Here is a 13114-nt window from a genome sequence, read left to right as displayed (position 1 = left end):
AATTCTATTTCTCAATTGACAATCATTATCATTAAGCCTAATTTGTCGCTCGATGTGTAGGACGACTCCGACCCCCCTGTCGTCCCACGACCCTATTTGCAGCAAGGTGATTTCCAATGACGGAACAAGTATCCACAAGCAGGTGCGATTCACCGCTACTTCAGGCCTTCGTCGACAACCGACTGATTCTGGTCAAGATTGCCGCCCGCATCACCGGTTGCCGATCACGCGCCGAAGATGTTGTGCAGGATGCGTTCTTCCGGCTGCAATCGGCGCCGCAGATCACGTCATCAATCAAGGCGCAGCTCAGCTATCTGTTTCAGATCGTGCGCAACCTGGCGATCGATCATTACCGCAAGCAAGCGCTGGAGCAGAAGTATTCGGGCCCGGAAGAGGAAGGTCTGAACGTGGTGATTCAGGGCGCTTCGCCGGAAACCTCGCACATGAATTTCTCGACCCTGGAAAACATTGCCGATGCGCTGACGGAGCTGCCCAGCCGCACCCGTTACGCCTTCGAGATGTACCGCCTGCACGGCGTACCGCAAAAAGACATCGCCAAGGAACTCGGCGTCTCGCCCACCCTGGTGAACTTCATGATTCGTGATGCGCTGGTGCATTGCCGCAAGGTGTCGGGCAATCGTGCGGATACCTTCGCGCGCCGTTAAGATTTTAAATCGCGGCGCCCCCATCGCGAGCAGGCTCGCGATGGCTGGCTCAAGACCAAAGCAAGTCTTGAGCCTTACGCATCAAGCCAACGAACACCGATCAAAAAACCGCTCACGCCCCAACACCATCAGCGCCGCGCGCTTGTGCGGGAAGTCGAACTCTTTTTCGCAGTGGAAACACTGATTGTGCATATGCCCGATCATCTTCGCGTTGTCGGCGCGAGGCTCGGCGACCACTCGTTGAGTGCGTGGATCGTCGAGAAACAGGTAATGCACCAGCGCCGATAGCCAGCTCGCCACCTTGTGCGGGCCGCGATGAGTTTCTTCGCCCACCAGCATGTGAATGCCACGGTCGTAATCGCCGGCATCGTAGAACGGCGCAATGCGATCTTCCTTGGCCCAATAGGCTTCAAAATAGGCAAACGGCTGATCATCGAAGCAGCCGATCAGCGTCAAGGTATGCGGGTCGGCTTCGAGCTTGCTCAGGTATTCACGATGCTTCTCGAGACTGCCCTCCTCCTGCCAGAAACTCGCCACCCGCGGGCTGTTCTGCCATCGGTTGAAACGCGCCAGGTCATGCTCGATTTCTACCGTGCGCAGGGAAACCCACGCACCGAGCCGCGCATCGAAACGTCGATACACCTCACCACGGGGTTTGACCGCACGCAATGGATGGCGCTTGCCGCCACTGATGACCATTTGCTGCGGATAGCTGCCAGTGCGCGACTCACCCAGCCACGGCTGAGGCAATTGCCAGAACAGCGTGCGTTCGCAGCGATACTGGCCGGTGACTTCGGTCGCGATCAGCAATCCGCTGAGCAAGGCTTCGGTGGGCACGTCATCGAGTTGCCAGATCAGACGCTGACACGCCGCGTCACGGGCAAACAGCCAATAGCAAGCCGCCCAGAATGCCTGACCGTCAGGACGGCCGAAACGCTCCTCCAGCCGCAGATGCAATTGCGGCTCGCGGGTCAGCCGCAGCTCGATCAACGGTTGCCCTTGCAGGCTGAGGCTCAGGCGGCTGGCGGTTTCATCGGCTACAAGACAGTTGCCTGACGGCAAGGCCAGGGTGGTCAGGTCATTCAGATTGGACATGGGTGGGGCTCACGGTAATCGTCGACAGTTCAACGATGTGACGTGAGCCGGGGCTGGAAATTTAAGCGCAGTCGCCAAATGCTCGTCCCATGGCACTAATCAGGGGCACGATTCAGGGCTTGCCCACCGGCACCAGGGCAATTTTGTAGGGGTTGAAAATCTTCAGCATCTGGCCGTTGTTCCGCAGGCCTTGCAGCAACTTGCCAAACGCTTCACCGGTAATCGGCGCCTGCGGGCGAATCAGCGCGTAATGGTGATAGACCTGATCGATCCGTTGCGACACCAGCAATTGCTCGCCGACTTTCTCGTTACGCAGCAGGTAATCGCTCAGGTACGAACGTGTCACCAAGGCAATGTCCGCTCGTGCGCGCAGCACCATCAGCAAGTTGCTGTCATGGGAATAGGTCAGCGTGGCCTTGTAGGCGTCGGCCAGATACTTGGGATCGGCATTGAAATTGGCAAACTCGTAGTGATAGCCGCTGTACAGCGCCAGACGCTTGCCCGTCAGGTCCTTGAAGTAATTCTCATCGCGACCGGGTTGCTTCTGCGCGACAAAGATTTCTGCATCTTCCAGGCCCATGTCGACGAGGGTGTGCGGGATGTCCTTCCACCCCCAGTTCGGGTTCTCGAAAATCGCCATGTCGACCCGGCCGTCCTTGAAATCGTTGAAACGTCGAGGAATCGAGGTGGGCACCAGTACAAACTGATAGTCCGTTTGCAACTGATTCAGCGCTTCCACCAGTTGCGGCAACAGACCGGTGTCGGCACCGGACTCCGGGCGCACGGTGTAGGGTGGAAAATGCGCGGCACCGACCCGCACCTGTTGCGCAGCCTGAGATGGCAACACGCAGCACACAGCAAGCGCCGCCAGCAAAAGCCGAGACACTGTTCGAATTGGTGAAGACATCAAAACAGCCTACTCCCCGAAAAAAATATCCATCAATGCATTCAAGCTAGGCGGTTTCGCCAACTTAGCCAGTTTCTTGCCGAGATAGACGGTTCACTGCCGTTCTTCAAGCACCAGAATCAACGCCTCATCGGCCAATTGATCGAGGCTCATGTTGCCATCGGCACGAAACCAGGTGGTGGTCCAGGATAACGCGCCCGTCAGGAAACGGCGGGTGATGAACACGTCGCCACGGATAAAACCGGCGTCCTTGGCTTCGCCCAGCACCTGCAACCAGATGTCTTCATAAATATCACGCAGCGCCAAAACTTGCGCCTGACCTTCCGCTGATAGCGAACGCCACTCATACACCAGCACCGCCATGGCTTCGCCGCTGCCGCCCATGATCGACTGCAATTCGCAGCGAATCAGCGCCAAAACCCGCTCGCGCACACTGCCGGCCTCGGCCAGGGCTGCACGCATCAACGCGGTGTTGTAGCGAATGGTCTCCTCCATCACTGCCCGCAGGATCTCATCCTTGCTTTTGAAGTGATGAAAAATACTGCCAGACTGAATACCTACCGCACCGGCAAGGTCACGCACGGTGGTACGTTCATAACCTTTATGACGAAACAGGTGAGCGGCCACTTGCAGCAGTTTGCCGCGGGCGCTGTCCGGGTCGGTCAATTGGCCGCTGTCGACCAATTCGCGCATCACCCTCAGGGCTTTTTGCTCGTCCACCCGTTCTCTCCTACAGTCGATCAATCAATTGCGCCGCTGCCCGCTAAAACAGCAGGGTTGCGCGGGCAATTTAAGCTGGCGGGGACGACCAAGCAAGCGCTTGGGCAGAAGATATTTCAGCCGTTTACAAACCAAGCGCTTGCTTGGTAGTCTCGAAGCACTTCTGTCGGAGGTGGTTATGGAATTGACTGCGCCTAAAACAATCCGCATCGGGTGCGCCAGCGCATTCTGGGGCGACACCTCGACCGCCGCCGAGCAACTGGTGGAAGGCGGGCGGCTGGACTATCTGGTGTTCGATTATCTGGCCGAGATCACGATGTCGATCATGGCCGGGGCGAGGATGAAAGATCCGGGGGCCGGCTACGCCAGCGACTTCATCGAAGTCCTCAGTCCCCTCCTCAACCAGCTCGCGGAACAGAAGATCCGCGTCATCAGCAATGCCGGCGGCGTCAATCCACAAGCTTGCGCCGCTGCCCTGCAAGCGGCTTGCGACAAGGTCGGGGTGACGCTGAAGATTGCCGTGCTGTCGGGTGACGATCTGCAGCCGCAGTTCAAACACCTGAGCAGCCTTGGCCTGCATGAGATGTTCAGTGGTACGCCCCTGCCGCCGATGTGCGTATCGACCAACGCCTACCTCGGCGCGCCGGGCATCGTCGAAGCCCTGCGCCTGGGCGCCGACATTGTGATTACCGGGCGCGTGGTCGACAGCGCCGTGGTCAGCGCCGCGCTGGTGCATGAGTTCGACTGGTCGTGGCACGACTACGACAAACTCGCCCAGGCTGCATTGGCCGGGCATCTCATTGAATGTGGCGCCCAGTGCACCGGCGGCAATTTCACCGATTGGCACGACGTGCCCGATTACGAACACATCGGTTTTCCGATCGTCGAAGTCGGCGCCGACGGCCAGTTTATCGTCAGCAAACCCGATGGTTCCGGCGGCCTGGTTACGCCCCTGACCGTTGGCGAGCAGATGCTGTATGAAATCGGCGACCCGCAGGCCTATTTGCTGCCCGACGTGGTATGCGATTTCAGTCAGGTCAAACTCGTGCAGCAAGGTAAAAACGCGGTTCAGGTGCATGGCGCTAAAGGCTTGCCGCCGACCGATCACTACAAGGTCAGCGCCACATATCCGGACGGTTTCCGCTGCACCGCCAGTTGCCTGATCGCCGGGATCGATGCCGTGGCCAAGGCCCGACGGGTCAGCCGGGCGATCATCAACAAAACCTCGGAAATGTTCAGCCAGCGCGGCTGGGCGCCCTACAGCGAAGTGAACATTGAGTTGCTGGGCAGCGAAGCGACTTATGGCCCCCACGGCCAGCGCCAGGACAGCCGCGAAGTGGTGATCAAACTCGCCGTGCGCCACCCAAGCAAACAGGCCTTGATTCTGTTTTCCCGGGAAATCGCCCAAGCCGCCACCGGCATGGCGCCGGGGTTGACCGGGATCGTCGGCGGGCGGCCGACGGTGTACCCGCTGATTCGGCTGTTTTCATTCCTGATCGACAAAACGGCTTGCACCCTGCAAATCGACCTCGCCGGTGAGCGCCACCCGTGCGCCCTGCCCGCCCTCGATGTACTCGATCCGGATGACTTGCCGCTACCGTTCGATCCGCCCCAACCCACCGAGCGCGCCGACGCCAGCGTGGCCCTGATCAAACTCGCCGTGGCGCGTTCCGGCGACAAGGGCAATCACAGCAATATCGGCGTCATGGCCCGCCATCCCGACTACCTGCCATGGATCGCCGAAGCGCTGACACCGGAGGTGATGGTCGATTGGATGAGCCATGTCCTCGACCCGATCCACGGGCGTGTCGAACGCTGGTATTTACCCGGCACTCAGAGCTTTAATTTTCTTCTGGAGAACGCGCTCGGCGGCGGTGGCGTGGCCAGCCTGCGGATCGATCCGCAAGGCAAGGCGTTCGCCCAACAACTGCTGGAGATCCAGATTCCGGTGCCTCGGCGCATCGCCGATCAGGTCAACTAGAGGAAACCGTCGCCATGGCTTATGACTCGATTTACAAACCCGACCTGTTCGCTGGCCAAAACATCATCGTCACCGGTGGCGGCAGCGGTATCGGCCGTTGCACCGCCCACGAGCTCGCAGCCCTCGGCGCGCAGGTGCTGCTGGTGGGGCGTAATGCCGAGAAACTGAAAAAGGTCACCGCCGAAATCACCGAAGACGGAGGGAAAGCCAGTTGGCAGGTCTGCGATATCCGCGATGAAGACGCCGTCACGCAATTGGTCAGCGAATTGATCCGCAAACACGGGCCGATTCATGGGCTGGTCAACAATGCCGGCGGGCAGTACCCCTCGCCCCTGGCGTCGATCAATCAGAAAGGTTTCGAAACCATACTGCGCACCAATCTGGTGGGTGGTTTTCTGATGGCCCGTGAGGTGTTCAATCAGTCCATGAGCAAGCACGGCGGCGCCATCGTCAACATGCTCGCCGACATGTGGGGCGGCATGCCCGGCATGGGTCACTCGGGCGCGGCGCGCTCGGGCATGGACAACTTCACCAAGACCGCCGCGTTTGAATGGGGCTATGCCGGCGTGCGGGTCAACGCCGTCGCGCCGGGCTGGGTCGCTTCCAGCGGCATGGACACCTACGAAGGTGCGTTCCGGGCCGTAATCCCGACCCTGTGCGAACACGTACCGCTCAAGCGCATCGGCACCGAATCGGAAATCAGCGCGGCGATTGTTTTTCTGCTCAGCCCGGCAGCCGCTTTTGTCAGCGGCAGCACGTTGCGCATCGACGGCGCCGCCAGCCTCGGCGGGCGGGCGTGGCCGATGCACAAGGCGCAGAACAGTCATTCCTACAACGGCTTTCACCGCGCCTATTTACCCGAAGTACTCAGACCCGACGCGTCCAAACCTGACGCCTCCAAACCAGACGAACTCAAGGACAAGGAATAACCATGCCGGTCATCCAGTCCCAGGTAGACCCGTTCAGCGAATCGTTCGCTCGTCACCGTGCGGCCATGCTGGCCGGCATCGAGCAGGTCCGCCAGCTCGAACAGAACCTGCTGAGCAAGGCCGCCGAAGCCAAGCCCAGGTTCGACAAGCGCGGGCAACTGCTGCCCCGGGAGCGGCTTAACCTGCTGCTTGACCCCGGCGCGCCGTTCCTCGAACTGGCGAGCCTGGCCGGCTACAAGCTGCACGACGACAAGGACGGCAGCTCGGCCGGCGGCGGTTTGATCGCCGGGATCGGTTACGTGTCCGGCGCGCGGGTTTTGGTGGTGGCGAACAACAGCGCGATCAAGGGTGGAACCATTTCCCCCAGCGGTTTGAAAAAATCCCTGCGCCTGCAACAGATCGCCATGGAAAACAAATTGCCGGTAATCACCCTCGCGGAAAGCGGAGGCGCCAACCTCAATTACGCGGCGGAGATTTTCGTCGAAGGCGCGCGCAGCTTTGCCAATCAGGCGCGGATGTCGGCCATGGGCTTGCCGCAAATCACCGTGGTCCATGGCTCGGCCACGGCGGGCGGTGCTTATCAGCCGGGGTTGTCGGATTACGTGGTGGTGGTGCGCGGCAAGGCCAAGCTGTTTCTTGCCGGACCGCCGCTGCTCAAGGCTGCCACCGGTGAAGTCGCTACCGACGAAGAACTGGGCGGCGCCCAGATGCATGCGCAAACCGCCGGCACTGCCGAATACCTGGCCGAGAACGATGCCGATGGCGTGCGCCAGGTGCGTGAGATCATGAGCCTGTTGCCGTGGAACGATCAGTTGCCATGGTTACCCGAACGTCGGTGGGAAGAACCGCTCTACCCCATCGACGAACTGCTGGGACTGATCCCGGATGACCCGAAAAAGTCCTACGACGTGCGCGAAATCATCGCCCGGGTTGCCGACGCGTCGAACTTCCTCGAATTCAAGGGCGAGTTCGATCAGCAAACGATCTGCGGGCATTTGCAGATTCAGGGTCGAGCCTGCGGCTTCATCGGCAACAACGGCCCGATTACGCCCAAAGGGGCGAGCAAGGCTGCACAGTTCATTCAGCTCTGCGACCAGAGCCAGACGCCCCTGCTGTTTTTCCACAACACCACCGGTTTCATGGTCGGCACCGAGTCGGAACAACAAGGGGTGATCAAGCACGGCGCGAAAATGATTCAAGCGGTGGCCAATGCCCGAGTGCCTAAATTGACGATCGTCGTCGGTGGTTCCTACGGCGCTGGCAACTACGCGATGTGCGGCCGAGGCCTCGATCCGCGCTTCATTTTCGCCTGGCCCAACAGCCGCACCGCGGTGATGGGCGGCGCTCAGGCCGGCAAAGTGCTGCGGATTGTCACCGAAGCCAAACAGCTCAAGGACGGGTTGGTGCCCGACCCGAAAATGCTCGACATGCTGGAACAAGTCACCGCGCAGAAGCTCGACAGCCAGTCCACCGCGTTGTATGGCAGCGCCAATCTATGGGACGACGGGCTGATCGATCCGCGGGACACCCGCACGTTGCTCGGGTATTTGCTGGACATCTGCCATGAGGCCGAAGTTCGTTCGCTGCAATCCAACAGTTTTGGAGTCGCGAGGTTTTGATTGATCGTTCCTACGCTCTGCGTGGGAATGCAGCCCGGGACGCTCCGCGTTCCAATGGCGGACGCAGAGCGTCCATAGAGGCGTTCCTTTGCTGCGCATGGGAACGATCGGGTTCGTCAGGAGAACAATAAAAAATGATCTTCACCCAGGAACACGAAGCACTGCGCCGCACCGTCCGCCAATTCGTCGATCACGAGATCAATCCTCATGTCGAGGAATGGGAAAAGGCTGGGCGCTTTCCGATCCATGAGATCTTCCGCAAGGCGGGCGACCTCGGTCTGCTGGGGATTTCCAAACCGGAAAAATTCGGCGGCATGGGGCTCGACTACAGCTATTCGATTGTGGCTGCCGAAGAGTTCGGCACCATTCATTGCGGCGGCATTCCGATGTCCATCGGCGTGCAGACCGACATGTGCACCCCGGCCCTGGCGCGTTTCGGCTCCGATGAACTGCGCGAAGAATTCCTCCGCCCCGCGATCACCGGCGAGCAGGTTGGCTGCATTGGCGTCTCCGAAGTCGGTGCCGGCTCCGACGTAGCAGGCTTGAAAACCACCGCCCGCAAGGACGGCGACGACTACGTGATCAACGGCAGCAAGATGTGGATCACCAACTCTCCGAGCGCCGATTTCATTTGCCTGCTGGCCAACACCTCGGATGACAAGCCGCACATCAACAAGTCGCTGATCATGGTGCCGATGAACAGCCCCGGCATCAGCCTCAGCTCGCACCTGGACAAACTCGGCATGCGCAGCTCGGAAACCGCCCAGGTGTTTTTCGACAACGTGCGCGTGCCACAGCGCAACCGCATCGGCCATGAAGGCGCGGGGTTCATGATGCAAATGCTGCAGTTCCAGGAAGAACGATTGTTCGGCGCGGCGAACATGATCAAAGGCCTGGAGTATTGCGTCGACAGCACCATCGAGTATTGCAAGGAGCGCAAGACCTTCGGCAATGCGCTGATCGATAATCAGGTCATTCATTTCCGTCTGGCCGAACTGCAAACCGAAATCGAATGCCTGCGGGCGCTGGTCTACCAGGCCACCGAGCAATACATCAAAGGCCAGGACGTCACCCGTCTGGCGTCCATGGCCAAACTCAAGGCCGGGCGACTGGGCCGGGAAGTCAGCGACAGTTGCCTGCAATATTGGGGCGGCATGGGCTTCATGTGGGACAACCCGGTGGCGCGGGCTTACCGCGACGTGCGGCTGGTGTCGATCGGCGGCGGCGCCGACGAAATCATGCTGGGGATCATCTGCAAACTCATGGGCATCCTGCCGGGGAAAAAGAAATGAACACCCTTCCCGTTTGCCAGACCCTGTTGCTCGAACGGCATAACGGCGTCCTGCACATCACCCTCAATCGCCCCGACAGTCGCAACGCCATGAGCCTGCAAATGGTCGCCGAACTGCGCGCGGTGCTGGCGGCGGTGCGCGATGACCGGCGGGTTCGCGCGTTGGTAATCGGCGGTGCCGGCGGGCATTTTTGTGCCGGTGCCGACATCAAGGACATGGCCAATGCCCGCGCGCAAGGCGCGACCGCCTACCGCGAATTGAACCGTGCGTTCGGCGCCTTGCTGGAAGAAACCCAGCACGCGCCGCAAGTGGTCATCACGGTGCTGCAAGGCGCGGTGCTTGGCGGCGGCTTCGGTCTGGCCTGCGTCAGCGATATCGCGATGTCCGATCATCAGGCGCAATTCGGCCTGCCGGAAACCAGCCTCGGCCTGTTGCCGGCGCAGATCGCACCGTTCGTGGTGCAGCGCATCGGCCTGACCCAGGCCCGCCGACTGGCCCTGACCGCCGCACGGTTCGATGGCAACCAGGCGCGACGCATGGGATTGGTGCATTTTGTCGAGCATGACCCGCAAGCCTTGGCCGAGCGCCTCGATGAAGTGCTGGCCCATGTGTTGTGTTGTGCCCCTGGAGCGAATGCGGCGACCAAAAAACTCTTGCTGGCGAGTGCGGGGCAACTCTCGGATGGCCTGCTGGATCAGGCGGCCGAGTGGTTCAGCGAAGCGGTAACCGGGGATGAAGGGGTCGAGGGGACGATGGCCTTTGTGCAAAAGCGAAAACCGGGTTGGGCTTCTTAAAAGCTTCGCGAGCAAGCCCGCTCCCACAGGGGAATGCATTTCAAATGTGGGAGCGGGCTTGCTCGCGAAGAGGCCCTGAATGACACCGCAAAACTCAAGGAAAGCGCCCATGCCCGCCTTCAGCAAAATCCTGATCGCCAACCGCGGTGAAATCGCCTGCCGCATCCAGCGCACCGCGCAAGCGCTGGGCTACCGCACCGTCGCAGTATTCAGCGACGCCGACGCCGATGCCTTGCATGTGCAGATGGCCGACGAAGCCGTGAATATCGGCCCGGCTCCAGTGCAGCAGTCTTACCTGAACATCCAGGCAATCATCGACGCCGCCCGGCGCACCGGTACCGATGCGATCCACCCCGGTTACGGCTTCCTCTCGGAAAACGCAGAATTCGCCCGCGCCTGCCAACAGGCCGGCATCATCTTCATCGGCCCGAGCCCCGAGGCCATTGAACTGATGGGCAGCAAACGTCTGTCGAAACTCGCCATGATCAAAGCGGGCGTGCCCTGCATCAAAGGCTATCAGGGCAGCGAACAGGACGACGCGACTCTGAGTCGCGAAGCCGAACGCATCGGCTACCCGCTGATGATAAAAGCCAGCGCCGGCGGTGGTGGTCGTGGCATGCGTCTGGTGCACAGCGCTGGAGAGTTACTGGAGCAGATTCGCACCGCACGCTCCGAGGCGCGGCATGGGTTTGGCAGCGACGAACTGATCCTCGAGCAAGCCTTGATCGACCCGCGTCACGTCGAGGTTCAGGTGTTCGGCGATCAGCACGGCAACCTGATCTACCTTGGTGAGCGCGATTGTTCGATCCAGCGTCGCCACCAGAAAATCATCGAGGAAGCGCCCTGCCCGGTAATGACCGCCGAGTTGCGCCAGGCCATGGGCGAAGCTGCGCTCAAGGCGGGGCGCGCGGTGAATTACGTCGGCGCTGGCACCGTGGAATTCCTGCTGGATGCTCGCGGGCATTTCTACTTTCTGGAGATGAACACCCGGCTGCAAGTGGAACACCCGGTGACAGAGCTGATCACCGGCCTCGATCTGGTGGCCTGGCAGTTTCACGTGGTCGAAGGACTGCCACTGCCGTTGCAACAGGAACAGGTTCAGCTCAACGGCCATGCCATGGAAGTGCGCCTGTACGCCGAAGACCCAGCCCAAGGATTTCTGCCGCAAACCGGGCGAATCGCAGCCTGGGGACCTGCGTTGCTGGGTGGTGTGCGGATCGACCATGGCTTGATTGAGGGCCAGTCTGTCAGTCCGTTTTATGACCCGATGCTGGGCAAGCTCATCGCCCACGGCGCCACCCGCGAAGAAGCCCGGCGCAAGTTGCTGCGGGCGGTACAAGACAGCGTGCTGCTGGGCGTGCAAAGCAACCAGCGCTTGCTCGCCTGTCTGCTGGAACATCCACAGTTCATCAGTGGCGAGTTCAGCACCGGGTTCATCCCCACGCACTTCGCCGATCATCCCTGCCTGCATCCCCATTTGCCGAGCGCCGAAGAACTGGCCATCGCTGCGGCGCTGTTTTATCAGGCTTCAGCGCAGGCTCACCGCGCCCCGCTGGCCGGTTGGCGCAACAACGCCAGCGTGCCCCTGCATTATCGAATCGGTCTTGGGGATCAGGATTGGCCGGTGCAATTGAACGCTGAATCTGGCGAACCTTGCCGCATTCAGGTAGGCACTCGCACCCTTGAATTGAAGGTTATCCAGTGCGACGGCCACTGGGCCACCCTGGAAATCGACGGCATCCGCCAACGCCATGCCTATCGCCTCGAGGCCGGGCAACTGTGGTTGTTCACGCGCCCCGGCTGCCTGCGACTGGTCGATCGGACCCTGGCGCTGGTCAGCGGACAGGCCAGTGTCAGTTCCGGCACGCTCAAAGCGCCGATGGACGGGGCGATCGTCGATGTACTGGTCAGTGAGGGCAGCCCGGTCAGCAAAGGTCAGCTATTGGTGGTGCTCGAAGCAATGAAAATGGAGCATCCGCTCAAATCGGGGATTGACGGAGTGCTTAAACGCTTGCAGGTCAGGGTCGGCGATCAGGTTAAAAATCGTCAGATTTTGTTAGAGGTCGAATAAGCCGCTAGGCGGATCCGCCGGGTTTGGCTACGCTCAAGCCCTATCAGGACGCGGATACCAGGAACCCTGCGATGCCTCACTGGTTGGTCATTGATCTGGAAGCCACCACCGATGAGGGCGGCTGGCCAGTCACGGAAATGGAAATCATCGAAATCGGTGCCACCCTCGTGGACCGCAAGGGCCAGGAACTGGATCACTTCCAGTGCTTCGTGCGCCCGTTGCGCCGGCCCTTGCTGACGCCGTTTTGCCGGGAACTGACCCACATCACTCAGGCCAATATCGATGCCTCACAGCCGCTCACCGACATCTGGCCGTTGTTCGAGCGCTGGCTCGCCCAACATCACGCGAGCCTGGAAGGCTGGGCCAGTTGGGGCGATTACGACCGCAAACAACTGCTTCAGGACTGGCAGCGCCTGCAACTCGACAGCGCCCTGAGCCGGGTGCCGCACATGAACCTCAAGCAACGCTTCGCCAAGGCTTGTCGGCTGGAGCGCCCGCTGGGGCTCAACGGGGCCCTGCAACTGGCGGGCCTGCAGTTCAACGGTCAGCAGCATCGAGCACTGGAAGACGCGCGCAATACTGCGCGTTTGTTACCGCTGATTTTCCCCGCTAATCCTTGAGTGCAGGAGGTGACGCCTATCGACACCTTGTGCATACTGGCCGGCCCTTTTTAGCCCTTTTCGAGGAACCGCCCATGTTTAAAGTCAACGAGTACTTCGACGGCACCGTCAAGTCGATCGCCTTTGGCACCGCTGAAGGTCCAGCGACCATCGGCGTCATGGCACCGGGCGAATACGAATTCGGCACCAGCCAGCGTGAAATCATGCACGTGGTGTCCGGCGCCCTGACCGTCAAACTGCCTGACAGCGACACCTGGGAAACCTTCGCCGCCGGCAGCCAGTTCAACGTGCCCGCCAACAGCAAGTTCCAGCTGAAAGTGGCTGTCGACACCGCCTACCTGTGCGAATACCGCGGTTAACCCCCCGGGTTTTCACAGCGACAAAAAAATGCCCGTGTCCTTGGACTCGGGCATTTTTTATT

12 protein-coding genes are annotated in these 13114 nt (G+C 60.5%); 9 read left to right on the top strand and 3 right to left on the bottom strand.

Annotated elements, in window-relative coordinates; all coding sequences use genetic code 11:
• Positions 1-116 precede the first annotated feature (116 nt).
• Complete coding sequence (locus tag IB250_RS11105) at positions 117-665, top strand: RNA polymerase factor sigma-70 (RefSeq protein WP_007894994.1); 549 nt, start codon at positions 117-119, stop codon at positions 663-665.
• Positions 666-746: 81 nt separating this feature from the next.
• Here the strand turns inward: IB250_RS11105 and IB250_RS11100 are convergent, their stop codons facing one another.
• The 3 genes from IB250_RS11100 to IB250_RS11090 form a co-directional block, all read right to left on the bottom strand.
• On the bottom strand, positions 747-1760 hold the full coding sequence (locus IB250_RS11100) for a GNAT family N-acetyltransferase (RefSeq protein ID WP_192344117.1): 1014 nt from the start codon (positions 1758-1760) through the stop codon (positions 747-749).
• A gap of 112 nt (positions 1761-1872) precedes the next feature.
• The gene (locus IB250_RS11095; protein WP_192344116.1) at positions 1873-2667 is read right to left on the bottom strand and encodes a substrate-binding periplasmic protein; all 795 of its coding nucleotides are present in this window, start codon (positions 2665-2667) and stop codon (positions 1873-1875) included.
• Positions 2668-2760: 93 nt separating this feature from the next.
• Positions 2761-3387 (bottom strand): TetR/AcrR family transcriptional regulator, encoded by a 627-nt coding sequence (locus tag IB250_RS11090; RefSeq protein ID WP_192344115.1) that lies wholly within the window; start codon positions 3385-3387, stop codon positions 2761-2763.
• Positions 3388-3565: 178 nt separating this feature from the next.
• Here IB250_RS11090 and IB250_RS11085 point away from each other — a divergent pair, with 178 nt between their 5' ends.
• The 8 genes from IB250_RS11085 (at position 3566) to IB250_RS11050 (ending at position 13052) form a co-directional block, all read left to right on the top strand.
• Positions 3566-5368 (top strand): acyclic terpene utilization AtuA family protein, encoded by a 1803-nt coding sequence (locus IB250_RS11085; RefSeq protein WP_192344114.1) that lies wholly within the window; start codon positions 3566-3568, stop codon positions 5366-5368.
• A gap of 14 nt (positions 5369-5382) precedes the next feature.
• Positions 5383-6297, top strand: a complete 915-nt coding sequence (locus IB250_RS11080; protein WP_192344113.1) for an SDR family oxidoreductase — start codon at positions 5383-5385, stop codon at positions 6295-6297.
• A 2-nt stretch (positions 6298-6299) separates the two neighbouring features.
• Complete coding sequence (gene atuC / locus IB250_RS11075; RefSeq protein ID WP_192344112.1) at positions 6300-7916, top strand: geranyl-CoA carboxylase subunit beta; 1617 nt, start codon at positions 6300-6302, stop codon at positions 7914-7916.
• A gap of 134 nt (positions 7917-8050) precedes the next feature.
• Positions 8051-9208 (top strand): citronellyl-CoA dehydrogenase, encoded by a 1158-nt coding sequence (gene atuD, locus IB250_RS11070; RefSeq protein ID WP_008075606.1) that lies wholly within the window; start codon positions 8051-8053, stop codon positions 9206-9208.
• Positions 9205-10002: an enoyl-CoA hydratase/isomerase family protein gene (locus IB250_RS11065; protein ID WP_192344111.1), complete on the top strand. Its 798-nt coding sequence runs from the start codon at positions 9205-9207 to the stop codon at positions 10000-10002. Before atuD ends, IB250_RS11065 begins: the two co-directional genes overlap by 4 nt.
• A gap of 109 nt (positions 10003-10111) precedes the next feature.
• Complete coding sequence (locus IB250_RS11060; protein ID WP_192344110.1) at positions 10112-12073, top strand: acetyl/propionyl/methylcrotonyl-CoA carboxylase subunit alpha; 1962 nt, start codon at positions 10112-10114, stop codon at positions 12071-12073.
• Positions 12074-12144: 71 nt separating this feature from the next.
• Positions 12145-12693 (top strand): exonuclease domain-containing protein, encoded by a 549-nt coding sequence (locus IB250_RS11055; RefSeq protein ID WP_192344109.1) that lies wholly within the window; start codon positions 12145-12147, stop codon positions 12691-12693.
• A 74-nt stretch (positions 12694-12767) separates the two neighbouring features.
• Positions 12768-13052, top strand: a complete 285-nt coding sequence (locus tag IB250_RS11050) for a pyrimidine/purine nucleoside phosphorylase (RefSeq protein ID WP_007895072.1) — start codon at positions 12768-12770, stop codon at positions 13050-13052.
• Positions 13053-13114 lie beyond the last annotated feature (62 nt).

Source organism: Pseudomonas sp. PDM09, assembly GCF_014852305.1.
In the GTDB taxonomy this organism is placed as follows: domain Bacteria; phylum Pseudomonadota; class Gammaproteobacteria; order Pseudomonadales; family Pseudomonadaceae; genus Aquipseudomonas.
This window is presented reverse-complemented; position numbering and strand designations above follow the sequence as displayed.